General features: G+C 65.3%; 23 protein-coding genes. 15 read left to right on the forward strand and 8 right to left on the reverse strand.

Annotated features, from left to right (window positions below; genetic code table 11):
• The first annotated feature begins 7 nt into the window (after positions 1-7).
• The 8 genes from XARJCFBP2528_RS06000 to XARJCFBP2528_RS06035 all read left to right on the forward strand — a co-directional run bounded on the left by XARJCFBP2528_RS06000 (position 8) and on the right by XARJCFBP2528_RS06035 (position 6,378).
• On the forward strand, positions 8-844 hold the full coding sequence (locus tag XARJCFBP2528_RS06000; RefSeq protein ID WP_047124504.1) for a CPBP family intramembrane glutamic endopeptidase: 837 nt from the start codon (positions 8-10) through the stop codon (positions 842-844).
• 62 nt (positions 845-906) lie between these two features.
• Positions 907-1,713 (forward strand): M48 family metallopeptidase, encoded by an 807-nt coding sequence (locus XARJCFBP2528_RS06005; RefSeq protein ID WP_047124505.1) that lies wholly within the window; start codon positions 907-909, stop codon positions 1,711-1,713.
• Positions 1,714-1,865: 152 nt separating this feature from the next.
• Positions 1,866-3,062, forward strand: a complete 1,197-nt coding sequence (locus XARJCFBP2528_RS06010) for a tetratricopeptide repeat protein (protein ID WP_016901837.1) — start codon at positions 1,866-1,868, stop codon at positions 3,060-3,062.
• A 153-nt stretch (positions 3,063-3,215) separates the two neighbouring features.
• Entirely contained in the window at positions 3,216-3,887 is a 672-nt protein-coding gene (locus tag XARJCFBP2528_RS06015; RefSeq protein WP_039518127.1) for an energy transducer TonB, read from the forward strand.
• 85 nt (positions 3,888-3,972) lie between these two features.
• Positions 3,973-4,734 carry a TonB-system energizer ExbB gene (gene exbB / locus XARJCFBP2528_RS06020; protein ID WP_005912445.1) on the forward strand — a complete coding sequence of 254 codons (762 nt, stop codon included), beginning with the start codon at positions 3,973-3,975 and terminating at the stop codon, positions 4,732-4,734.
• 45 nt (positions 4,735-4,779) lie between these two features.
• Complete coding sequence (locus tag XARJCFBP2528_RS06025; RefSeq protein ID WP_011035268.1) at positions 4,780-5,202, forward strand: ExbD/TolR family protein; 423 nt, start codon at positions 4,780-4,782, stop codon at positions 5,200-5,202.
• Positions 5,203-5,205: 3 nt separating this feature from the next.
• On the forward strand, positions 5,206-5,616 hold the full coding sequence (locus XARJCFBP2528_RS06030; protein WP_011035269.1) for an ExbD/TolR family protein: 411 nt from the start codon (positions 5,206-5,208) through the stop codon (positions 5,614-5,616).
• 354 nt (positions 5,617-5,970) lie between these two features.
• A complete protein-coding gene (locus tag XARJCFBP2528_RS06035; protein WP_026064173.1) occupies positions 5,971-6,378 on the forward strand; it encodes an ExbD/TolR family protein in 408 nt (135 codons plus the stop codon).
• A 127-nt stretch (positions 6,379-6,505) separates the two neighbouring features.
• On the opposite strand, the gene XARJCFBP2528_RS06040 is transcribed toward XARJCFBP2528_RS06035, so the two are convergent.
• The 3 genes from XARJCFBP2528_RS06040 to cls form a co-directional block, all read right to left on the reverse strand.
• Positions 6,506-7,273: a pyridoxine 5'-phosphate synthase gene (locus tag XARJCFBP2528_RS06040; protein ID WP_016901833.1), complete on the reverse strand. Its 768-nt coding sequence runs from the start codon at positions 7,271-7,273 to the stop codon at positions 6,506-6,508.
• Positions 7,274-7,283: 10 nt separating this feature from the next.
• Positions 7,284-7,553: a hypothetical protein gene (locus XARJCFBP2528_RS06045; RefSeq protein ID WP_016901832.1), complete on the reverse strand. Its 270-nt coding sequence runs from the start codon at positions 7,551-7,553 to the stop codon at positions 7,284-7,286.
• A gap of 74 nt (positions 7,554-7,627) precedes the next feature.
• The gene (gene cls, locus XARJCFBP2528_RS06050; protein ID WP_016901831.1) at positions 7,628-9,088 is read right to left on the reverse strand and encodes a cardiolipin synthase; all 1,461 of its coding nucleotides are present in this window, start codon (positions 9,086-9,088) and stop codon (positions 7,628-7,630) included.
• 135 nt (positions 9,089-9,223) lie between these two features.
• On the opposite strand from cls, the gene XARJCFBP2528_RS06055 reads away from it, so the two are divergent.
• Positions 9,224-10,318: a PA0069 family radical SAM protein gene (locus XARJCFBP2528_RS06055; protein WP_016901830.1), complete on the forward strand. Its 1,095-nt coding sequence runs from the start codon at positions 9,224-9,226 to the stop codon at positions 10,316-10,318.
• 96 nt (positions 10,319-10,414) lie between these two features.
• Here the strand turns inward: XARJCFBP2528_RS06055 and XARJCFBP2528_RS06060 are convergent, their stop codons facing one another.
• A complete protein-coding gene (locus tag XARJCFBP2528_RS06060; RefSeq protein ID WP_016901829.1) occupies positions 10,415-11,116 on the reverse strand; it encodes a 2OG-Fe(II) oxygenase in 702 nt (233 codons plus the stop codon).
• 340 nt (positions 11,117-11,456) lie between these two features.
• Here XARJCFBP2528_RS06060 and XARJCFBP2528_RS06065 point away from each other — a divergent pair, with 340 nt between their 5' ends.
• Positions 11,457-12,788 carry an IS4 family transposase gene (locus XARJCFBP2528_RS06065; RefSeq protein ID WP_016905121.1) on the forward strand — a complete coding sequence of 444 codons (1,332 nt, stop codon included), beginning with the start codon at positions 11,457-11,459 and terminating at the stop codon, positions 12,786-12,788.
• A 53-nt stretch (positions 12,789-12,841) separates the two neighbouring features.
• Here XARJCFBP2528_RS06065 and XARJCFBP2528_RS06070 read toward each other — a convergent pair whose 3' ends face one another.
• The gene (locus XARJCFBP2528_RS06070) at positions 12,842-14,182 is read right to left on the reverse strand and encodes an outer membrane protein transport protein (RefSeq protein WP_047124506.1); all 1,341 of its coding nucleotides are present in this window, start codon (positions 14,180-14,182) and stop codon (positions 12,842-12,844) included.
• A 217-nt stretch (positions 14,183-14,399) separates the two neighbouring features.
• Here XARJCFBP2528_RS06070 and XARJCFBP2528_RS06075 point away from each other — a divergent pair, with 217 nt between their 5' ends.
• The 3 genes from XARJCFBP2528_RS06075 (at position 14,400) to XARJCFBP2528_RS06085 (ending at position 16,490) form a co-directional block, all read left to right on the forward strand.
• The gene (locus XARJCFBP2528_RS06075) at positions 14,400-15,092 is read left to right on the forward strand and encodes a rhomboid family intramembrane serine protease (RefSeq protein ID WP_024939139.1); all 693 of its coding nucleotides are present in this window, start codon (positions 14,400-14,402) and stop codon (positions 15,090-15,092) included.
• A gap of 91 nt (positions 15,093-15,183) precedes the next feature.
• Positions 15,184-15,504, forward strand: coding sequence for a DUF1820 family protein (locus XARJCFBP2528_RS06080; protein WP_016901574.1), 321 nt, complete (start codon positions 15,184-15,186; stop codon positions 15,502-15,504).
• The gene (locus tag XARJCFBP2528_RS06085) at positions 15,504-16,490 is read left to right on the forward strand and encodes a D-2-hydroxyacid dehydrogenase family protein (protein ID WP_016901575.1); all 987 of its coding nucleotides are present in this window, start codon (positions 15,504-15,506) and stop codon (positions 16,488-16,490) included. The genes XARJCFBP2528_RS06080 and XARJCFBP2528_RS06085 overlap by 1 nt, the downstream gene beginning before the upstream one ends.
• A gap of 204 nt (positions 16,491-16,694) precedes the next feature.
• On the opposite strand, the gene XARJCFBP2528_RS06090 is transcribed toward XARJCFBP2528_RS06085, so the two are convergent.
• The gene (locus tag XARJCFBP2528_RS06090) at positions 16,695-18,197 is read right to left on the reverse strand and encodes a S41 family peptidase (RefSeq protein WP_016901576.1); all 1,503 of its coding nucleotides are present in this window, start codon (positions 18,195-18,197) and stop codon (positions 16,695-16,697) included.
• A gap of 142 nt (positions 18,198-18,339) precedes the next feature.
• Positions 18,340-19,638, reverse strand: a complete 1,299-nt coding sequence (locus tag XARJCFBP2528_RS06095) for a murein hydrolase activator EnvC family protein (RefSeq protein WP_016901577.1) — start codon at positions 19,636-19,638, stop codon at positions 18,340-18,342.
• A 97-nt stretch (positions 19,639-19,735) separates the two neighbouring features.
• On the opposite strand from XARJCFBP2528_RS06095, the gene XARJCFBP2528_RS06100 reads away from it, so the two are divergent.
• Both XARJCFBP2528_RS06100 and XARJCFBP2528_RS06105 read left to right on the forward strand, forming a co-directional pair.
• On the forward strand, positions 19,736-20,392 hold the full coding sequence (locus tag XARJCFBP2528_RS06100; RefSeq protein WP_026064112.1) for a DUF4097 family beta strand repeat-containing protein: 657 nt from the start codon (positions 19,736-19,738) through the stop codon (positions 20,390-20,392).
• A gap of 60 nt (positions 20,393-20,452) precedes the next feature.
• Positions 20,453-22,249 carry a M28 family metallopeptidase gene (locus XARJCFBP2528_RS06105; RefSeq protein ID WP_016901579.1) on the forward strand — a complete coding sequence of 599 codons (1,797 nt, stop codon included), beginning with the start codon at positions 20,453-20,455 and terminating at the stop codon, positions 22,247-22,249.
• 361 nt (positions 22,250-22,610) lie between these two features.
• Here XARJCFBP2528_RS06105 and XARJCFBP2528_RS06110 read toward each other — a convergent pair whose 3' ends face one another.
• Entirely contained in the window at positions 22,611-23,060 is a 450-nt protein-coding gene (locus tag XARJCFBP2528_RS06110) for a PepSY domain-containing protein (RefSeq protein WP_026064113.1), read from the reverse strand.
• Positions 23,061-23,256: the final 196 nt, after the last annotated feature.

Here is a 23,256-nt window from a genome sequence, read left to right on the forward strand (position 1 = left end):
GACGACGATGAGCGCAGATCCTTCCCCGAGGCCGGTACCGACGCCGGCCGCCGGCACCGCCCCGCTGCTGCCGCCATTGCTCGGCTTCGGCATCGATGTGCTGATCGCCACTGGCATGCTGCTGACGCTGAGCGTGGCCGGATTTGCGCTCTGGGGCATGTTCCGCGGCGTCGGTGCCGCGCAGGCCGCCAAAGCGCAGGGCCTGACGCTGTCCTCGAGCGAGATCATGGCCGCGATCGGCCAGCCCGGCGTGCTGGTGCAACTGCTTACCGCACTGGTCAGTACAGCATCACCGGCGCTGCTGCTGTACTACTGGCGCCGCCGAGCCAGCGCAGACGAACACCGGGCCTCGCGCGCCGCTGCAAGGCGTGCCTCCACCTGGGGCTGGACCGCGCTGATCGCGGTTGGCGTGTTCCTGCTCAGCAATCTGGTCAGCGTCGCGGCGTCCGCGCTGGGCATCAAACCGGTGCCGACCAACCTGCCGCTGATGGAAGAAGCCATCAAGCAATGGCCGCTGGCGCTGGTGGTGTTTGCCGTGGCGATCGCCCCGGCGTACGAAGAGTTGCTGTTCCGACGCGTCTTGTTCGGCCGCCTGCTCGCCGCCGGCCGGCCCTGGCTGGGCATTGCGCTGAGCAGTGCGATCTTTGCGCTGGTGCACGAAGTGCCCGGCGTCAGTGGCAACGGCCCGGCTGCCATCGCGCAACTGTGGCTGGTCTACGGCAGCATGGGTGCGGCGTTCGCATGGCTGTACTGGCGCACCGGCACGCTGTGGGCACCGATCGTGGCGCATGGCGTCAACAATGCCACCGCCCTGGCGGCGCTGTACTTTTTTGGCGTCGGCTGAGCGGATTGACGAAAAGTTAAGACGAGCCTGCCAAAATGTCCCCAGGGTTCAAGGGGGATTGGATGAAAGCCAAGCTGTTGATCGTTGTTGCCGTCTTTGCACTGGCGGCATGTGCCACCACAACTTCGCCGACCGGCCGCCGACAGGTGGTGGGAGGCGTCACGCAGGACCAGCTCGACAAACTCGGCGCCGAGTCGTTCGCGCAGACCAAGGCCAAGGAAAAAGTCAGCACCGATGGCAAGCAGAGCGCCTACGTGCAGTGCGTGGTCAACGCCTTGGTGGCGCAGCTGCCGCCGCAGTGGCGAGAAACCCGTTGGGAAACCGCGCTGTTTGTCGATGACGAAGCCAACGCCTTTGCCTTGCCCGGTGGCAAGGTCGGCGTGAACACCGGCATCTTCACCGTCGCCAAGACGCAGGATCAGCTGGCCGCCGTGCTCGGGCACGAAATCGGCCATGTGATCTCCCGCCATCACGAAGAGCGCATCACCCGCCAGCTCGGCGCGCAGACCGGCCTGGGCATCATCGGCGCGCTTGCCGGGGCGGCCTATGGCGACGGCGCGGCCAATGCCATCAACCAGGTCGGCGGGATGACCGCCCAGACCGTGTTCCTGCTGCCGGGCTCACGCACGCAGGAGAGCGAGGCCGATGTGGTCGGCCAGCGCCTGATGGCCCAGGCCGGCTTCGACCCTGCCCAGGCAGTCACGCTATGGCAGAACATGATGGCCGCCAGCGGCAATCGCCAGCCGCAGTGGCTGTCCACCCACCCCGACCCCGCCAATCGCATCCGCGAACTACAGGCAGACGTCAACCAACTCGAACCGGTTTACCAGCAGGCGCGACAGGACGGGCGCGTGCCGCGTTGCGGCTGATTTCGCAGCGCTTACGTACCGAATGTCGCAACACAGCATGGAAACCGTTTTCGGGAACTGAGACTTTCTGCTAAGTTTGCCGGCTCAGATTTTTCGTACAGCGTTTATTCCGCTTTTCGTACCGCCCGACGGCGGCTCGTCCGAGGTGAAACATGAAACTGCTCAACCGCAAGCAAGCCCTGTTGTCCCTGTTCATCGCCGCGTCCCTGGGCGGGGCTGTCGTCACTGATGCTGTTGCGCAGTCGGATCGTTCGTCCGAGCGCGCCAGCCGCAAGTCCAAGAACAGCGGCAAGGCCGAAGAGTTGTATCCGCAGTCCACCCGCGCCGCGCCGACGATCAAGCCTTCGTCCAAGTTGGGCAGCAAGCTGCAGAAGCTGATCGAAACCTTCAACAAGGGCGAAGACTTCCCGGCCGTGCGCACCCAGGCCGACGAGATCCTCGCCAACAGCTCGGCCAATGAAGCCGACAAGGCACTGGCCTCGCAGCTGGCCGCCCAGGCGGCGTACAACATGGACGACACCGCCGCTGCCAAGAAGTACCTGCAGCAGGCGATCGGCCTGAATGCGCTGGACAACAACGGCCAGTTCCAGTCGATGCTGATGCTGGCGCAGTTGCAGATGCAGGACGACCAGCAGGCCGAAGGCTTGGCCACGCTGGACAAGTATCTGGAAGAGAGCAAGTCGCAGCGTCCGGAAGACCTGATCCTCAAGGGCCAGGCGCTGTACCAGGCCGAGCGCTACAAAGAAGCCATTCCGGTGCTGAAGCAGGCCATTGCCGCCTCGCCCGAGCCGAAGGACACCTGGAACCAGTTGCTGATGGCGTCCTACGCCGAAGCCGGCCAGACCGGTGAAGCAGTGGCTGCTGCCGAAGCGCTCGCCGCCAAGACGCCGAACGACAAGAAGGCCCAGCTCAACCTGGCCAGCATGTATATGCAGGCCGACCAGATGGACAAGGCCGCCGCAGTGATGGACAAGCTGCGCGCTGCCGGGCAGTTGACCGAAGAAAAGGAGTACAAGCAGTTGTATTCCATCTACGCCAACACCGAAAACAAGGAAAAGGACGTCATCGCGGTCATCAATGAAGGTATGCAAAAAGGCATCCTTAAACCCGATTATCAGACATACCTTGCGCTCGCACAGTCGTATTACTACAGCGAAGACGTGCCCAAGGCGATCGAGAATTGGCAAAAAGCCGCACCGCTTTCCAAGGACGGCGAGACCTATCTGAATCTGGCCAAGGTGCTGCATTCGGAAGGTCGCATCCCGGAGGCCAAGCAGGCCGCGCAGCAGGCAATCGCCAAGGGTGTCAAAAAACCTGATGACGCCAAGAAGATCATCAATCTGAAGTAAAAAAGAAAATAAACCCCCGAAATCCCTGTGTTTTTAGTGGTTACAGGACTCGGGATTGGTATAAGCTTGGGGGTTCCTGCGGTGTCAAAGCCGTCCGAAAACCTGGGGATCATCACAGTGATCCGGGGCCCCCACTGAAAGAGCCATTGGCGCATGACGGAACAACTCGTTATCCACAGGCATGACTATGATGCCGGGAACCAGGGTCTGAGCTGGGCCCGCATTATCGGCATTGCTTTCGTAATTGCCTTGCACCTCACTGCACTGATGATGTTGCTGATCCCTGCAGTGGCGCCGAAGGCTCCGGCAGAGAAGGAGCGCACCACCATGGTCACCTTGGTGGATGCACCGCCTCCTCCCCCGCCGCCGCCGCCGCCGCCGCCGCCGGAAGACAAGCCGCCACCGCCGGTCAAGAATCTGTCGCCGCCGAAGCCGTCACCGGTTCCGCCGCCGCCGGAAGCTCCGGTTGTCGATGTTCCCGAACCGCGTCCCAGCGATATCGTCACGCCGCCGAGCCCGCCGGCTCCGCCGCAACCGCCGAGTGACATCGGCGCCAGTGTCGATATCTCGTCCAAGAACATGAACCCGCCGAAGTACCCGCCGGCTGCATTCCGTGCCGGTGTCCAAGGTGAGGTCATCCTGATCGTGGATGTGGATGCAAGCGGCAACGTGACCAATGTGTCGGTCGAAAAGTCCAGCCGCAACCGCGACCTTGACCGTGCCGCGATGGACGCAGCACGCAAGTGGAAGTTCAACGCCTCCACTGTCAACGGGCAGAAAGCCGCCGGACGTGTCCGCGTCCCGGTCAACTTTGCTCTGAACTGATCCCACGGGCCGACCACGGTCGGCCCAGGATCCTGTCTTCCTTTCGCTCCACCCTTCATCACCACACACAACAAAGGTAAGCGTCATGCTGCAGGAATTCTTTATCGCCGCCGCTGCAGGGGGCTCCAATCCGTCGGCCGCCCTGTCGCAGATGGGCTTCGAGCACTTGATCACTGAAATGACGTCCAGCCCCGGCGATTTCGCCGTGTCCTGGGTCGTTCTGATCACCCTGATCGCCATGTCCGCTGCCTCCTGGTACTGGACCGTCATCAACATCTTCCGTGCCACCCGTCTGAAGAGCGCGGCTGACCGCGTCACCACCGCGTTCTGGGATGCCCCGAATGCACAGGACGCCATCCGTGCCATGGAAGAGCAGCCGGCTTCCGAGCCGTTCTCCAAGATCGCACTGGACGCAGCGCAGGCTGCGGCTCACCACCAGCGCGCCGAAGGCAGCACCGGTGGTCTGGGCGAGAGCCTGAGCCGTTCGGAATTCGTCGATCGCGCCCTGCGTCAGGCCGTGACCCGCGAAAGCACCAAGCTGCAGTCGGGTATGACCCTGCTGGCCACCGTCGGTGCGACCGCGCCGTTCGTCGGTCTGCTCGGTACGGTGTGGGGCATCTACGGCGCGCTGATCAAGATCGGTGCAACCGGTTCGGCCTCCATCGACGCTGTTGCCGGCCCGGTGGGTGAAGCGCTGATCATGACCGCGATCGGTCTGTTCGTCGCAATCCCGGCCGTGTTCGCGTTCAACTTCTTCTCCAAGGTCAACAGCTCGGTGATCGCCAAGTTCGACACCTTTGCCCACGACCTGCACGACTTCTTCGCCACTGGTTCGCGCGTTCGCTAATCCGTAGTAAAGAACGACTTCGCAACGATTTAGACGGAGCCCGTTATGGCCTTCAGTAGTGGAAACAGCGGTGGCCCGATGGCCGACATCAACGTGACGCCCCTCGTGGACGTGATGTTGGTGCTGCTGATCATCTTCATCATTACGGCACCGCTGATGTCCCATAAGGTCAAGGTGGAGCTGCCAGAGGCCAACCTGATCCAGAAGGAAGATGCGGAGAAACGCGCCGCGCCGATCACCCTGGCCGTCAAGGAAGACGGGTCGCTGTACTGGAACGACGAGCCGATTTCCAAGGAAGCCTTGGAATCGCGCCTGTCCACCGCCGCACAGCAGACACCGCAGCCGCCGCTCAATTTGCGTGGCGACCGCACGACCAAGATGCGTACGATCAACGAGATCACCAAGATCGCGCAGGGTCAGGGCATGTTGGACGTCGGCTTCGTCGCAACCAAAGAGAAGGGGCAGTAAGCCATGGCATTCAGTACCGGTGGAAACCGCGGCCCGATGGCCGACATCAATGTCACGCCCCTGGTGGACGTGATGTTGGTGCTGCTGATCATCTTCATCGTGACCGCGCCGATCATGACCTACCCGATCGCCGTGGATCTGCCGCAGCGGGTACTCAACCCGCCACCGCAGACGACCGAACCGCCGCCGCCGATCGAGTTGCGGATCGACGCCAGCAACCAGGTGTTCTGGAACAACAGCCCGACCCCGGTCGCGCAGTTGCAGCAGAAGATGGAAGAAGTGGTGCAGGCCGATCCGACCAATCAGCCGGAACTGCGCATCGACGCCAATGAAGATGCGGAGTACGAAGTGATGGCCAAGGTCCTTGCTGCGGCGAAAAACTCGCAGATGAAGAAAATCGGCTTCATGCAGTAAGACATCGCAAGACCGCAACACAACAGTCATGACGCGACTGCAACGCCACCGGAAACGGTGGCGTTTTTTTATGCTCGATCAATCGGGTGCTTGCTGCCGCTATGTTCGACACGCACGGATGCGGCCGGCTGTTTGCCAGGACGTTGGTATCCGTTTCCCAGGCACCGGACGAGTGATGCATGCAGTGACCCTCAGGTCGTCCGCGCAAGCAAACCGCCGGAGTTGCAGCGGCAAGTCGCAACGGCACGCTTCGGGGCTTGGCCCGCCAGAGGCGTCTGCCCTGCCCTTCCCTCACTGCCGACCAGGTGTATGCTCGACCGTGCAGCACCCACGCTCATCGCACAGGAGGCAGTCATGGCTTTCAGTACAGCAGGCAATCGGGGACCGCTGGCGGAGATCAATGTCACACCGCTGGTGGATGTCATGTTGGTGTTGTTGATCATCTTCATCGTCACCGCTCCGATGCTGGCGCGGCCAATCACGATGGACCTGCCACAGCGCAGCGAGCAGGCCCAGTCACGCATGGAGCCGCCTGCACCGATCGCGTTGCGTGTGGACGCCAGCGGGCAAGTGTTCTGGAATGCCAGCCCGATAATGCTGCAGCAATTGCAGCCCAGGTTGATCGAACAGATGCGCCAGGCAGCCGGCAATCAGCCAGAGCTGCGCATCGCCGCCAGTGCGGATGCCGAATACGCGGTGATGGCCAAGGTGCTGGCTGCAGCCAAGAATGCGCAGGTGGATCGCATCAGTTTTGTGCAGTAAATGGGTGATTAACCAGCCTGGTAAATCAGCTGTAAGTCATCGATAACGATTGAATCGGGGCAGAGACCCTGCCCCGATTCAATATCCGATAACTAAGTAACGCATTGACATAATCGACTTGATTATCTCAAGCGCTGATCGATGCGCCGCGCAGTATGTCCAGATAGGCGCGCACCGTTGTGTCCAGGCCCTGATACAAGGCCTCACTGATCAATGCATGACCGATCGAAACCTCGAGCACACCGGGGACAGCGCTCAGAAAATCACCGAGATTGGCCTGCGACAAATCGTGTCCGGCATTGACGCCCAGACCTGCAGCAGCTGCACGTTGCGCTGCGTCGGAAAACAGCTTGAATGCAGCATCCGGCTGGCCGCTCAGATGCGCCTGCGCATACGGGCCGGTGTACAACTCGATGCGGTCTGCACCGAGTGCTGCCGCCTGCGCGATAGCGGGATTGTCGGCATCGACAAACAGACTGACGCGAGCACCGATCGCCTTGAACGAGGCGATCAGCGTGGCGAGGTGGGCGGTGTCCTGGGCAAAATCAAAACCGTGGTCGGATGTCAGCTGTCCATCGCCATCCGGTACCAGGGTGACCTGTTCGGGGCGGGTGGCACGACATAATTCCAGCAGACCCGGATAGCCGTCGCGCGGTGGCGCGAACGGGTTGCCTTCGATATTGAATTCGACGCCGTGCTCGCGTGTCAGCGCGCTCAGCGCAAGCACATCGTCGGCGCGGATATGCCGCTGGTCCGGACGCGGGTGCACGGTGATGCCGTGCGCACCGGCGGCAATGCAGGTGCGTGCGGCCTGCACCACATCCGGATCGTGGCCGCCGCGCGAATTGCGCAACACCGCGATCTTGTTGACGTTGACGCTGAGCTGGGTGGTCACTGCGTCGGTCTCAGGCCTGCGGCTCGCCGTCGCGCGTGGCGTTGAGGGCGGCCGCCTTGCGGGCTTCGGCGATCTCGCGCAGGCGGCGCAGCTCGACCGGGTCGATCAGGCTGCTGGTATCGCGCTGGGTATCGCCCATGCGCGAGGCGAACCAGCCGCGCGTCCACAGCAACAGCAACAGCAGTGCCACCAGCAGCGAGGCCACCAGCAACCACACGTGCGGCGTGCTGAAGGCCAGCACCAGCGCACCCAATGCCATAAGCAGAAACAGCCAGTGCATGACGAGCTCCCCGATCAGTGGCGGCAGTGTAGCGCCGCGCCCGGCACGGTTCCACGTGGGCGCGGCGATGCGGCTCAGAGCAGCGGTGACAGCAGCCGCGCGCAGGCTTCGGGCAGCCGCGAGCGCCACAGCGGCCGGTGGCGGACGAAGCGCACTTCCTGCGCCTGCTGCAGGTCGGCGTCGATCAAGCCGGCCAGCTCGGCGGCCACCGCCTGGTCGCGAAACAGCATCGACAACTCGAAATTCAGGCGAAAGCTGCGGCTGTCGAAATTGGCGCTGCCGACGATGCAGACATCGTCGTCGGCCAGCAACGCCTTGGTGTGCAGCATGCGCGGGCCGTATTCGTAGATGCGCACGCCGGCCTCGAGCAGCTCGTCGAAATACGAACGCGCCGCGTAGGTGACCAGGCGCGAGTCGCTGACGCGTGGCACCAGCAGGCGCACGTCCAGGCCCCCCAGTGCGGCCGAGGTCAACGCCATGCGCGCGGCCTCGCCTGGCACAAAATATGGCGTGACCAGCCAGACCCGATGCCGGGCTTCGTGAATCGCAGCGACCATCAGCCGGTGGATGGACTCCCACGACGAATCCGGCCCGGAGATCAGCACCTGCGCGTCGACATCGCCTTGCGCGCGGCTCGGCACATCTTCGGGCCATAGCTGCTGGCCGTGGAAGGCAGCGCGGCCCTGCCCGGTGGCGTACAGCCAGTCTTCCAGGAACACCAGCTGCAGGCTGCGCACCACATGGCCCTGCAGGCGCATGTGCAGGTCGCGGTAGGCATCGCTGCGGACCTGCTCGTTCTCTTCGTCGGTGACGTTGATGCCGCCGGTGAAGCCGATCCTGCCGTCGACCACGACCACTTTGCGGTGGGTGCGCAGGTTCAACCACGGCCGCTTGAACGGCTTGAGCAGCTGGGATGGATGGAACCAGGCAGTCTCCACCCCGGCCGCGCGCAGCGTGCGCAAGCTGCGCCGGGTCATCGCCGACGACCCCACCGCATCCATCAGCAGGCGCACCTTGACCCCGGCGCGTGCGCGCTCCATCAGCGCATCGCAGATCGCGGTGCCGCTGTGGTCGGGCTGGAAGATGTAGTACTGCAGATGGATATGGTCGCGCGCACCGCGGATGGCCTCGATGATGGCCGCATAGGTGGCCGCGCCATCCACCAGCCAGTGCACCTCGGTGGCGCTGCTGGGGGCCAGCCCGGTGGTGGACTGGGCGATCTTGGCCAGCTCGGTGCAGTCCGCATCCGGCGGGCAGACGCTGCTATAGCTCTCCATGCCCGAGCGCGAACGGCCGCGCCGCAGTCGCTGGCGTTTGACCTTCTGCGGGCCGAGCCAGTAGTAGATCAGCAGGCCCAGGTATGGCAGCGCCGCCAGCGACAGCACCCAGCTGAGCGTGGCCACGGGCTCGCGCTTCTGCAGCACGATCCAGCTGGCGATCCACAGCAGGTACAGCACGTAGGCGGCGAGGAGAAGCGCTTCGAGGTGGGGAATGGTGGCCAGCCGATCCCACGCGCCCTGTACGGATGCGAGCATGCGCGGATTCTACGGGGCGCACGCACCGCCGCGATGACCATGCGGCCAACACGATTGCCGCGCCGGGTCTGAAAGCTTCATCGTGGCGCGCCCCTGGTCGCATCGATTGAGACCCGCCGGCCGTACGATGACGCGATGGCAACTGCGATCAAGGGCCGTGGTGCGACCGGCCATCTGCCCGGACGCTTCGAAACCATCACCCAACAACCGGTGGACGATGGCTGGTACGCCGACGACGGCGAGGAGTTCGCCGCGCCGGCGCTGCGTACCCAGGTCACCGAGGAAACCGCGCGCAGCATCATCAGCCGCAATCAATCGCCGGACATCGGCTTTTCGCAATCGGTCAATCCGTATCGTGGGTGCGAGCATGGCTGCAGCTACTGCTTTGCGCGGCCCTCGCATGCCTATCTCAATCTGTCGCCCGGGCTGGATTTCGAGACCAAGCTGTTCGCCAAGACCAATGCGCCGGAGCTGTTGCGCCGCGAATTGTCGCGCCCGGGCTATGTGCCCAGCCCGATCGCACTGGGCATCAACACCGATGCCTACCAGCCGATCGAGCGCAAACGCGCACTGACGCGGCGCCTGATCGAGGTGCTGTGGGAGACCCGGCACCCGTTCACGCTGATCACCAAGAATGCGTTGGTCACGCGCGATCTGGACCTGCTTGCACCGCTGGCACGCGAGGGCCTGGTCAACGTGCATTTTTCGGTGACCACGCTGGACCCGCATCTGTCGGCCAGGCTGGAACCGCGCGCGTCCGCACCGCATGCCCGCCTGCGCGCGATGCGGGCGCTGCACGAGGCTGGCGTGCCGGTCGGGGTGATGGCCGCGCCGGTGATCCCGTGGATCAACGACCATGAGCTGGAAGCGATCCTGCAGGCCGCATCCGCTGCCGGCGCGCACAGTGCCGGCTACGTATTGCTGCGGCTGCCGCACGAAGTGGCGCCGCTGTTCCGCGACTGGTTGCAGACCCATCACCCGCAACGCGCCGGGCACGTGATGAGCACGATCCAGCAACTGCGCGGCGGCAAGGATTACGACAGTACCTTCGGCACGCGCCTGCGCGGCCAGGGCGTCTACGCGGAATTGCTGGCACGCCGCTTCGCCCTGGCCCACCGCCGCAGCGGTTTCGACGCACGCGACATGCCGGCATTGGACACGACCAAGTTCCGCCGCCCCGCTCCGCCGGCCAAGCCGGTGCCGCAGTCGCCGCAAGGCAGTCTGTTCTAGGGGCGGGGAATCGGGATTGGGGAATCGGGAATCGTAACGGCGACAGCGATTCGCAACAGCGCGGCTCTGCTGTTGCGATTCTCCATTCCCGATTCCCTATTCCCCGCCGTACAAGGCACTCGCCGACTGGAACAGGATCCAGCTGGTGGCGATGAACTTGTCGCCGCCGACCGGGCGGTTGCCACGGTGGGTGTGGGTGAAGGCGGTGGGGGCGATCAGCAGGCTGCCGGTGCGCGGGCGGGCCTTGCGCTGCTGGAACAGGAATTCGGTTTCGCCCTGTTCGAACTCGTCGTTGAGGTACAGCGTCCACAGCAGATGCCGGTGCAGCGTGTCGGCGCTGGCATCGCGTGGATACAGCTCGCAATGCCAGTAGGGATAGCCGCCCTGGTCGGCGGTGTACCACTGCAGGTTGATCGCGCCCGGGCGCAGGCAGGTACGGGCCAGGTCGCCCAGCGCCTGGTCGCTCATCTGCGCGATATCCTCGGCCACCAGCCGGTGCGGGCTGCCGTCGGCGGTGGTGACCTGCAGCATCAGCGGCGAGATCAGGGCTTGTGGATAGTGCCGCAGATAGGCCAGCACGCCTTCGAACACCGCTTGCTGCAGGCGGTTTTCCACCGCCGCCCATTCGGCCACGCCGCTGATGCGCAGGTCGCGGCTGTGTTTGAGTTCGGGAAACACGCCGCCACCGATGCGGCCGGGATGCAGCTGCTGGCTGTCGCGCATGCGTTGCACGATCGCCGCGCAATCCTCGCGCGAGACGGCGTTGTCGGTGATCTGGATGAAGTCGGGTTGGCTCATCGCACGACCATAGCAATCTGCGCTACCGCCTGCACAGCGCGTATGCGGGGTATGTGGCCTGGATCGGCGCGTTCCGCCCAGGCATCGCCGCTGCATGCTTCAGCGCTGCGGCGCCTAGAAGACAGCGCCTCAGCATGTACCACGCGCTCGCCACGCCAGCCAGTACGCCACTGCGATGGAGCTGGGTGAACTTGCGCAGCCGCAATCAGCCGCCGGCCTGCGACGCGCGTGGCAGCGCGCACAAGGCAGCAAAGAAAAACCCCGCCGTAGCGTAATGCTGTTCACTTAAGCAATTGAGTTACCGAAAATCTGGTATCAGACCTCTGGTATCGGATTTTTTGTGTCCCTTCAACAGCAGCTGTTCGACCTTGGCGATCTGTTCAACTTCTCCGACCTGAGCACGTTTACGCAGAATATTCCGGTGGAGTGGGTGGCCAGCGCGCTGGAACTGTCTTCCAAGGCCAGCATCCGGCGTCGGCGTCTTCCCAGTGATCAGGTGTTGTGGCTTGTCCTGGGCATGGCGTTGTTCCGTGACGAACCGGTGCACGAGGTCGCACGTCGTTTGAACATCTGCGCACAAGGGCTGGCCTCAGAAGATCTGTTGGCTCGCAGCGGTGTCAGTCAGGCGCGCGCGCGACTGGGCGCCGACCCGGTCCACCACCTGTTTGCAACGACTGGGGCGCAGTGGGGATGCGAACGCTACAAAGGCGATGAATGGCAGGGATTGCAGGTCTTTGCCGTGGATGGCGCGCTGCTGCGGACGCCAGACACTGAAGAACTGCGCGAACATTTTGGTTCCGGTAATACCAGCACGGACCGTCAGACACCATTTCCCATGCTGCGATTGGTTGCACTGATGAACGTACGCTCGCATGTCTTGCTCAATGCCCAGCTCAGTCCGTACCGGCGCAGCGAAATTCGCTTGAGCGAGCCGTTTCTACACTCCATTCCCGACCATTCGGTCACCTTGTTCGACAAAGGATTCTGGAGCGCTGATCTGTTGCTTTCGCTAGCCAACACTGGCACTGCACGCCACTGGCTGACACCAGCACGCAAAGGCCTGGTGGCTGAGGAAATCACGCGTTATGGCACTGATGATCGGTTACTGCGCATGCGTGTCTCGCCGCAGGCCAGAAAACGCAATCCAGCGCTTCCCACGCACTGGGACGTACGTGAAGTGAGCTATCTGCATCAGGGGAAGAGAAAGTCGGTGCTGACCTCGTTGCCTGTCACCACTTACAGCACCAAGTCTGTCGCACTGCTTTACCAGGAGCGATGGGAAATCGAACTGAGTTTGCGCGACATCAAAAGCTCGATGCAGCACAACGCGACGACCTTACGTAGCAAGAAGATCGACTTGGTGTACCAGGAGGTCTGGGGGTTGCTGCTGGCTTACAACATCATTCGACGTGAAGCCGGTCAGGCAGCGGAGGCGTTTGGCAAAACGCCTTCGGACATCCGATTCAAACCGGTTTGCCAGTACATCGCAGTGCAACTCATCGTGATGGCCGCAGCCAATCCAGCTTCCGCCACAGGAAGACGCTTATCCCAGCTTCGCTCAGGCATCGCGAGCCTGTTCCTCGATCACCGTCCAAGGCCTACCCGGCCAAGGACGGTGAAGATCTCGAAGACCCGCTATCCGGTAGATCGGAAGGCTGCTCCGCCTAAGTGAACAGCATTACCGCCGTAGCGGGGTTTTTCGTTACACGCGTGGTGCAACGACGATCAGAACTTGTAGTTGACCGAAGCGGCCAGCACGTCGCCCTTCACCTTGTAGCTGCCCGCCAGACGGTCGCCCGTGGCACTGCGGGTGTCGCTGGTCGGGTCGCTGGTGAACAGGTGGGTGTAACCGAAGTTGTATTCGGCCTGCTGCGACGGACGCCAGCTCAGACCCAGCGAGACCCACTTGCGGCTCGCATCCGGCACGCGCACGTCGCGGTGCTCGGCGGTGGTCGGGGTCTGGTCGTACGCCAGGCCGCCACGCAGGGTCAGCGTCTCGCTCATGCGGTAGTCGGCACCGATCGAGGCGAAGGTGGTGTCGCGGTAGGAGAAGTCCAGCACGCTGTCGGGCTGGTTGGAGGCGAAGTCCACGGTCACCTGGTCGAACTTGCTCCAGGCGGTGCGGGTGACGTCGGCCATGATCGACCACTGCTCGTTCACGTTGTGGGTGAAGCTGGCGGTGGCGCTGGCCGGCAGCCTGACGGTGGCGCGGCCCTTGGTGTCGACGAAGGTGCCCGGCGCGGCGGCGGCCAGAACCGCGGCAGGGCCACCCGGGACCGTGAAGTCGGCATCGCCGTCGGTGATCTTGTGATCCACTTGCGAACGGTAGCTGAAACCGATGTGGGTGTTCTCGTCGATGCTGAACAGGCCGCCGAGGGGGAAGCCCACTTCGGTGCTGTCGCCCTTGATGCGCGAGTAGCCATCGGCGCTGCCCGGTGCGAAGCCCGGCACGCGGCGCGCGGCCAGCACGCTGCCGAAGTCGACCGCATTGGCCAGATCGATATCCAGACGCTCGGCGAACACCGAGGCACCGAAGGGCACGTACGGGTTCACGTCATAGGAGAACGCGACATTGAAGTCGATCGCCTGCAGCTCGGTCTTGGTGCCGTGGTAGCGGCCGACCCAGTCGCGGTCGTATTCGGTCTTGAAGCCGAACGGCACGGTCAGCGAGGTACCCAGGTGCATGTTGTCGTTCTCGCCGAACGGCACGTGGAAGTACAACGCCGGGACCGGCGCGATCATGCCGGCGTCGCCGCCATTGCCGCCGGAGACCGGGGCGCCGTTGGCGTAGGTGGCGGTGTCGGGCTGGAACTTGGCCGAGAAGCTGATGGCGCTGACGTCGGCCTGGAACAGGCGACCGTCCAGCTGGCGCATGCCGGCCGGGTTGTTGGCGATGATCGAGGCATCGTCCGGGGCGCTGCCCGAACCTGCGAAGGCGCGGCCAAGACCCTTGGCGCTGTTTTCCTTCAGCTGGAAGGCGGCGCCGTGGGCCTGGCCAACGGCGAGTACGCCGGCAATACCGACGGCCAACAGGGTGGCGCGGCTGAGAGTGGAAGCGGTAGACATAAGGTGGTGCTCTCCGGATAAAGACTGCAGTGGTCGGTACAGCGCCCGCGCCCAGCGCCAAGTGGCTGCTGGAGCGCGCCGGAGACCCCCCCCCGACATACGACGCCGTACGCAGTATACCCACCACAATTAACCGAACAATAACGAAGCACGTTTTGATCGTCTGGACAGGTTAGGGATGGGTTCAGGAGCGTGAACCCGCTAGAGTGCCACTCCGATGTTCGTCTCTCTCCCTTCCCGCAAGAAACCCACCCCGCGCTGGGCAGTGCCGTTGCTGTTCGCAGCCGTCTGGCTGGCCTACCTGTGGTCGATCAGCCGGCCCGGCGAGGCACGCAATACGCTGTGGCTGGACTGGGGCGCGCTGTCCAGCGGCGTGTCCAACCTGGGCGACTGGTGGGCGACGCTGCGCGACGGCAGCGTGCTGCGGCTGTTCACCGCGTTGTTCCTGCATGCGGACTGGTCGCACCTGCTCGGCAACCTGGTGTTCCTGCTGATCTTCGGGCTGCCGGCCGAGCGCATCCTCGGGCCGTGGCGCCTGCTGTTGCTGTTCCTGGTCGGCGGCGCGGCCTCCAATCTGGCGGCAATCTTCGCGATCGGCACCCCGGACCGGGTGATCATCGGCGCCTCGGGCGCGGTGTCGGCGTTGATCGGCACCTATCTGGCACTGTTTCCCGGCGCCAAGCTGGGCGTGGTGCTGCCGCTGGGGCTGTTTCTGGAATTCATCCGGGTACCGGCGCCGTTGCTGATCGGCGCCTGGGCGCTGCTGCAGGTGGTGTTCGCCTATATCGGCCCGGCCTTCGGCATGGTGGCGTGGTCGGCGCATATCGCCGGGTTCGTGTTCGGCATCGTGTACGGGCTGTATGTGCGCGCGGCGATCGCGCGGCGGCTGCGCAAGCGCCACGGGTTCTAGCGCGGCGGCAATTGTGCAAGGCGCACCGGGGCGCAGTGTTGCGCCGGCCGCGCGCTGCGTCGCTGCGCGGTGGCGCGCCTATAATCGCCGCATGTCCAAGCCCCTGTACAAAGTCACCTTCCTCAACCACGGCAAGGTCTACGAGCTCTACGCCCGCCAGGTCACCGGCAGCCATCTGTGGGGCTTCAACCAGATCGGCGAGCTGGTGTTCGACGTGCACGACGGGCTGGTGGTCGACCCCACCGAAGAGCGCCTGCGCGAAGAGTTCGGCAACACCAAGACGCTGCACCTGCCGATGCAGAGCATCGTGCGCATCGAGGAAGTCGAGAAGAAGGGCCAGTCGGTGATCCGCGATGCCACCACCGGCGACAAGGTGGTCACGCCGTTCCCGTTGCCGACCAAGCCGCGCTGATGCGCATCCTGGTGCCCGACGATTACCAGGGTGCCGTGCGTCACCTGCCCTGCCTGCAGCGCCTGCACGGCCACGATGTGCAGGTGCTGGGCGCGCTGGCCACCGACCCCAACGAATGGGCCGAGCGGCTGGTCGAAGCCGATGCATTGGTACTCATCCGCGAACGCACCCGCGTGGACGCCACGCTGTTGCGGCGACTGCCGCGACTCAAGTTGATCAGCCAGACCGGCCGGGTCGGCGCGCATGTGGATGTGGCCGCGTGCACCGAGTTCGGGGTGGCGGTGGCCGAAGGCGTCGGCTCGCCGGTGGCACCGGCCGAACTGACCTGGGCCTTGATCCTGTCGGCCAGCCGGCGCCTGGGCGAGTACCAGCGCGCGCTGCACCAGGGCCGCTGGCAGGCGCTGGGCGATCCCGGCCTGGGGCGCGCGTTGCACGGGCGCACGCTGGGCATCTGGAGTTACGGGCGGATCGGCCAGCGCGTGGCCGGCTTCGGGCGTGCGTTCGGCATGCAGGTGCTGGTGTGGGGCGGCGAGGCCTCGTGCGCACAGGCCGCGCGCGATGGCTTCGACATCGCCGCCAGCCGGCAGGACCTGTTCGAACGCAGCGATGTGCTGTCGCTGCATCGGCGCCTGACCGCGCAGACCCGCCACCAGATCAGTGCGCAGGATCTGGCCTGGATGCGCCCGGATGCGTTGCTGGTCAACACCAGCCGTGCCGAGCTGATCGCGCCCGGCGCATTGCTGGCCGCGCTGGATGCGGGCCGGCCGGCGCAGGCAGCGGTGGATGTGTTCGAGCGCGAGCCGGTGCTGGATCCGCGCGACCCGCTGCTGCAGCATCCACGCGTGCTGGCGACGCCGCATCTGGGCTACGTGGAAAGCGACAGCTATGCGCTGTACTTCGAAGCGGCGTTCGACAATGTGCTGGCGTTTGCCGCCGGTGCGCCGCGCAACCTGGTCAATCCCGAGGCGTTGGCGATTGCGCGATAGCGCGTGGTTGACGCGGTGGTGATCGTGCGACTGGCGAGGCTTGTCGCGACCGGGCTCGCTCCTACAAACGCCTCGGGGTCCAAACCCGCCGGCGCTGTGGTGGCCGGGTGATCCAGGGATGCGTGCAGGTGGCGTCGCAGTGCCGACGCGTAGCGATCGGGCCTGGCGCGCAGCGGGTGATTGACCCGCTGCGCTGTGGCCGGATTACTTGACCGGTTCGGCCGGCGCCGCTGGTGCGGCTGGCGGCGCGGGCTTGGCCTTTTCAGCCGGTTCGCTCGGCTTGTCGGCAGGCTTGGGCTTGTCGGTCGCGGCCGGGCGCGCGGCGGCCGGCTTGGGCTCGGCCGCGGTCTTGGCGGCCTTGGCCTTCTGCGCTGCCTGTGCCTTGGCCTTGCGCGCGGCTTGCGCCTTGGCCGCCGAGCCGGGCTGCTTGAGCTCGGCCAGCGCGGAGGCGATCGGGCCATCGCCCGGCAGCACGTCGCCGGCGCTGTAGCCCTCCTCGCCTTCGGCATCGCCACGCAGATGGCCCGGCAGCGTGGCTTCGCTGAAGTCGGCCAGGCTGGCCGGCACGTCGGCGTCGCCCGGTTGCGGTTCCGGGGTGAGCAGCACCTCCGGCACGATGCCGCTGGCCTGGATCGACTTGCCGCTGGGGGTGTAATAGCGCGCGGTGGTCAGCTTGACCGAGTCGCCGTTGTCCAGCGGCAGCACGGTCTGCACCGAGCCCTTGCCGAAGGTGCGGCTGCCGATGATGCGCGCGCGCTGGTTGTCGCGCAGCGCGCCGGCCAGCACTTCCGAGGCACTGGCCGAGCCGGCGTCCACCAGCACCACCACCGGCGCGCCGCCGAGCAGATCGCCCGGGGTGGCGTCGAACTTGGCATCGCTGATGGAGATGCGCCCGCGCGTGCTGACGATGTTGCCCTTGTCGAGCAGATCGTCGGCCACCTGCACCGCCGAGGTCAGCAGACCACCCGGGTTGCTGCGCAGGTCCAGCACCAGGCCGCGCAACTTGCCGCCGGCCTGCAGCTGCTTGAGGTTCTTCTGGAAGTCGGCACCGGTGTCGGCCTGGAAGGTGCTGATGCGGATATAGCCATAGCCCGGTTCCAGCAGCTTGCTGCGCACGCTGGCCACGCGGATGGTCTCGCGCTGCAGGGTCACATCGAATGGCTTGGGCGCCTTGTCGCGCACGATGGTCAGCACGACCTTGCTGCCGGATTCGCCGCGCAGCGGCTCCATCGCCTTGCTGGCGTCGATCGGCTTGCCGTCGATGGCCACGATGACGTCGCCGGCGCGGATGCCGGCGCGTGCGGCCGGGGTGTCGTCGATCGGCGCGATCACCTTGAGCGTGTTGTCCTGCTGCTGCAGCAATTCCACGCCGATGCCGTCGTAGGCGCCGGTGGCCTGCTCGTCGAAGGCTTCGGCATCTTCCTTGTCGAAATAGGTGCTGTGCGGGTCCAGGTCCGAGAGCAGGCCGCGCACCGCGGCGTGCATCAGCTTCTTGTCCTCGACCGGGTCGACGTAAGCCTGCTTGACCGCGTTGTACACCGCCACGAAGCGGCGGATCTCATCCAGCGGCACCTTGGAGACGGCGGCTTCGTTGGCCTCCGGATCGTCCGCAGTGGCCTGGGCGGCGGCGGGACTGGCTTTCTGCGCCCAACCGGGTGAGGCGAACAACGCCAGCGACAGGGCAACGGACAGGACGGCTACGCGCATGAAGCACTCCGACAAAGAGATAAGACGCCCCGCAACGGAGCAGCCTGGATTATGCGCGAAGCCGCGGTAAATCCGCGTTGACTTGGCAGGGCCAGGTATGGCGGCGGTCATGCACCGGCACACGCGAAGCGTGCGCGTGCGCTCAGCGGCGCTGCAACCAGCTCGACGGATCCACCGGCTGCCCGTTGCGACGCAGTTCGAAGTACAGCGCCGGCACGCCCTGCCCGCCCGAGCTGCCGACCTTGGCCACCGCTTCGCCGCGCTTGATCGACGCGCCGGCATCACGCAACAGCGTGTCGTTGTGCGCGTACAGGCTCATGTAGCCGTTGCCGTGGTCGACGATCAGGATCATGCCGTAGCCGGTCATCCAGTCGGAGAACACCACCGTGCCATCGGCCACCGCGGTGACGGTGCTGCCCTTGGGCGCGCCGATCAGCACGCCCTTGCTGGTGTGGCCGTCGGGCAAGGTGGCGTTGAAGCGCGCCAGCAGGTTGCCCGCCACCGGCCAGCTCAGGCCGCCGACCTTGGGCGCCGGCGCACTGGCGATGACCTTGGGCGGGGTCTTGCCGGGACGCTCGGGGCGCTCGGTCTTGCTGCGTTTGGCCTGCGCGGCGGCTTCGGCGGCGGCGCGTTTGGCGGCCGCGCGCCGTTCGGCCTCGGCCTTGGCGGCGGCCGCGCGCAGGTTGGCGAGCAGTTGCTCCAGCGATTTGGCGTCCTGGCCCAGGGCTTTTTCGCGCTCGGCGCGCTGTTTGTAGCGGTCGTCCAGCTGCGCGACGGTTGCCGCCTGCTGCGAGCGATCCTTCTGCAGCAATGCGGCCTGCGCCTTTTGCTGCGCACGCGCCGCATCCAGTGCCTGGCGACGGTTGGCGATGTCCTGCTCCACCTTGGTGAGCGCATCCAGCTGCGTGGTCAGTGCCTGGATGCGCTGCGCACGCGCGTTCTGCACGTAGCGATGATCGGCCAGCATGCGGGTGGCATCGCCCACGGTGTCCTGCGATAACAGCACCTTCAACGGCGCATTGCGGCCGACCTGGTCGGCAGCGCGCAATAACGCGGCCAGCTGCACGCGCTGGTTCTGCAGGCCGCGCTGCAGCTGCGCACGGTCCTGCTGCAGCTTGCCCAGGTGCTGTTCCTGCTCGCGCATCGCCGTTTCGGTCTCGCTCAACGCACGCGAGGTCCGGGCCACCTTCTCATCGGCCTGGCGCAGTTGCTGGGCGGCGTTGCCGCGCTTGCCCTCCAGCTCGCGGCGGTCGGCGCTGATGGTCTTGAGTTCGTCGCGCAGCTGCTGCAGTTTGCGCTCGGTTTCGCGCTGGCTTTGCGCACCGGCCGCGGTGCTGCCCAGCAGCGTGCAGGCCAGCACGGTCGCCGCCAGCCACGCGCGGGAGCGGCTGGTGGCGGGGGCGGACGGCAGGCGCGATCGCGGGGCGGGCGACAGGGGCAACGAAAGGTCCAGTGACTTCAGGCAGGTGCGCGATTGTAGCCAAGCATGGTGTGATCGCCGCCACGCCCAAGACAGCCGCCGCCGCGCAAGGTTCAGCATGAAGCCCCAGCATCTTCTTCTGGCATTGTCCCTGGTCTGCACAAGCGCCTGGGCCGACGAGGACATCAGCAAGGTCAACGGCCGCATCAGCGCCGAGGCCGGCAAGGTCTATGGCGGGCTGGACACCGTCAACGGCTCCATCGAGGTCGGCGCCGGCGCGCAGACCCGGAGCGTGGAAACGGTCAACGGCAGTATCCAGATCGGCGACAACGCCCGCACCGGCGATGTCTCCACGGTCAATGGCGCGATCACGCTGGGTCAGAAGGTGGTGGTGTCCGGCGGGCTGGAGACGGTCAACGGCAGTGTGCTGGTGGAGCGCGGCAGCCGCATCAGCGGCGGCGTGGAAACCGTCAACGGCAGCATCGGCCTGGTGGAAACCGAGCTCGGCGAGGGCATCGAGACCGTCAACGGCGACATTACCGTCGGGGTGCGCTCGCATGTGCGTGGCGGGATCGAGGTCACCAAGCCGAACTTCAGCTTCTCGTTCAAGCCTGCGCGCAAGCCGCGCGTGGTGATCGGCCCGGATGCGGTGGTCGATGGCCCGCTGGAGTTTGAGCGCGAGGTCAGCCTGTACGTGCACCGCACTGCGAAGATCGGTGCCGTCACCGGGGCCACCGCGCGCAGCTTCGACAGCGACGTGGCGCCCAAGGACTGACGCGCTCACCACGGGCCCAGCGCCTAGAATCGGGGGATCTTCGCCGCACGAGGAGTTCCGATGCCCCGCAAGATCCTGTTGTGCCTGGCCGCGACGCTGGCCCTGGCCGGCTGCAAGCGTGAACCCGCCGATGCGCCGAGCGCGCCCGCCGCGCAGGCACCGGTCGACAGCGCGCCCAGCACGCCGGCCAGTCGCCACGCCTTCTCGCCGGAGCTGACCAGCGGCGACTTTGCCGAGCTGGTCAAGACGCTGGCCTCGGACGAGTTCGAGGGACGCGGCCCCGGCACGCCGGGCGAGGAGAAGACCGTCACATACATCCGCGACCAGATGCAGCGCATCGGCCTGCAGCCGGGCAACGGCGACAGCTGGTTCCAGGACGTGCCGATGGTGGAAACCACCGCCGATGCGGCCACCGCACCCAGCCTGCGCAGCGGCGAGCAGACCCGCACCCTGGCCTTCGGCACCGACATCGTGGTCGGCACCCGCACCGGCCAGGCCGAGGTCAAGCTGGACAACAGCGAGCTGGTGTTCGTCGGCTACGGCGTGGATGCGCCCGAACAGCAGTGGAACGATTACGCCGGCCAGGACTGGAAGGGCAAGACGGTGGTGATGTTCGTCAACGATCCCGGCTTCCACACCGGCGATGCCAAGCTGTTCGACGGCAAGCGCATGACTTACTACGGCCGCTGGACCTACAAGTTCGAGGAAGCCGCCCGCAAGGGTGCGGCCGCGGCGCTGATCGTGCACGACACCCCGGGCGCCAGCTACGGATGGGACGTGGTCAAGAACTCCTGGGCCGGCCCGCAATACGACCTGCCGGCCAAGGACGATCCCGATCCGCGCCTGCCGGTGCAGGGCTGGATCAGCGCCGAGACCGCCAAGCAGTTGTTCGCCAATGCCGGGCTGGATCTGGCGCAGGCCTACAAGGACGCCAGCAAGCGTGGCTTCAAGCCGGTGCCGTTGAAGGCCAGCTGGTCGGTGGACCTGAAGAGCGCGATCGCGGAGAAATCCTCGCGCAACGTGGTCGGCGTGCTGCCGGGCACCAGCCATGCCGACGAGGCGGTGCTGTATATGGCGCACTGGGATCACCTGGGCAAACATCCGGGCGAGAGTGGCGACAACATCTATAACGGCGCGGTGGACAACGCCACCGGCGTGGCCGGCATTCTCGAGATTGCCGACGCGTTCGCGCACCAGGATCCCAAGCCGGCGCGGTCGGTGGTGTTCGTTGCGGTGACGCTGGAAGAATCCGGCCTGCTCGGTTCCAAGTACTACGTGGCCAACCCGAGCTTTCCGCTGGACAAGATCGCGGCGGTGATCAACCTGGATGCGATGTCGGTGGCCGGGCGCGCACGCGATGTCACCGTGGTGGGCATGGGCAGTTCGGAGCTGGAAGACATCCTCAAGCCGATCGCCGCGATGCAGGGCCGCACCCTGCATGCCGAAGCCACGCCGCAAAGCGGCTCGTATTTCCGCTCGGATCATTTCAACTTCGCCAAGGCCGGTGTGCCGGCGCTATATGCCGATGGCGGCGAAGACCTGCGCGAGGGCGGTACTGCGGCCGGGCGCGCGGCTGCCGAAGACTATGGGCGCAATCGCTATCACGCCCCGGGCGACGAATACGATGCGGCCAGCTGGAAGCTCGATGGCACCATCGAAGACCTGCAGGCGGTGTATGGCGTGGGCAAGGAGGTGGCCGCCGGCCAGCGTTGGCCCAACTGGTATGCCGGCAACCCGTTCAAGGCTGCGCGCGATCGCATGATGGCCGGCAAGCCCGCTGCGGGTGCCGCGGCAGCGGCGCCTGACGCCGAAAAGGACGCCGCTGCCGAGGGCAAGAAGGCGGCGCCGGCGCGTTGAACGACGCCAGCACCGCATGCGATGGCATGCAGCCGATACATGGCGTCGCGATGCGGCCTGCAAGGTGAGCGGCAGCGGCGCGCCCGCGTATCGCGATCAACACAAAGGGCCTCCTGTTGGAGGCCCTTTGTGTTGGTTCGTCCTGATCGTGGCGGTTGCGGACGAGGTCACGATCCGTGTCAATGCAGTGCATCGATGCGTCAGATCATGTGCCACATCCCACTGAAGTATGTCTCTTGGTCGGTGCTCTTCTGAGAGAGGATGCCACCGGCCTGGGAGAGGCCTTCAATCGTGCTGCCGACAACGCGTTGCCATCAACGCGGCGCATTGTCGGCGCGTCACCGACTCCGGGATGCGTTGGTCAATCGTTATCCACGCTCACCACGTGCCCGTCTTCCGGGTCGACATGCAGATCCACCTTCTGCCCACCGCGTTGCTCGGCATCGGCCTTCCACAAGCCGTCTTCGAACTTGAGGTCGTGCACGTTGGAATAGCCGCCGGTCGACAACGCGGCGCGGATATCGGCCTCGCTCAGTTTGGAGGTGGTCTGGTCGCCATACACGCGGCCGGTCACCGGATCGATACGCACATCCACATCCTTGCCGTCGCCGCTGCGTGCGTCGGCGGTCCACACGCCATGTTCGAACTTGACGTCGTGCACCTTGGTATAGCCCTTGTCGGTCAGCATGCTGGTGACCTCGCGGGCGGTCAGCGCCTTGGCCGGCTTGTCGGCGGCGGCCTGCGCAAACGCGCCCTGCGCTGCCAATGCGAGTGCGCCGATCAGCGCGGTCTTCATCAGTCGATGTGCCATGTGATTCTCCTGCAGTGAAGTACGCCCATGCTGGACGCGGCTTTATCGCTGCCAGGTGAATGGCCGTCAGAAGCCGCAGCAAGAGTTCAGTGAGCTCAAGCTTCGGTGATGATGCGCTCGGGGGTGCACCTGATGCCGCAAGCACGTTCATCAACGGGTGTTTGCGGCGTTGCAGCGCAATGGGCACGCAGTGTGC

This window comes from Xanthomonas arboricola pv. juglandis, assembly GCF_001013475.1.
In the GTDB taxonomy this organism is placed as follows: Bacteria; Pseudomonadota; Gammaproteobacteria; order Xanthomonadales; family Xanthomonadaceae; genus Xanthomonas; species Xanthomonas arboricola.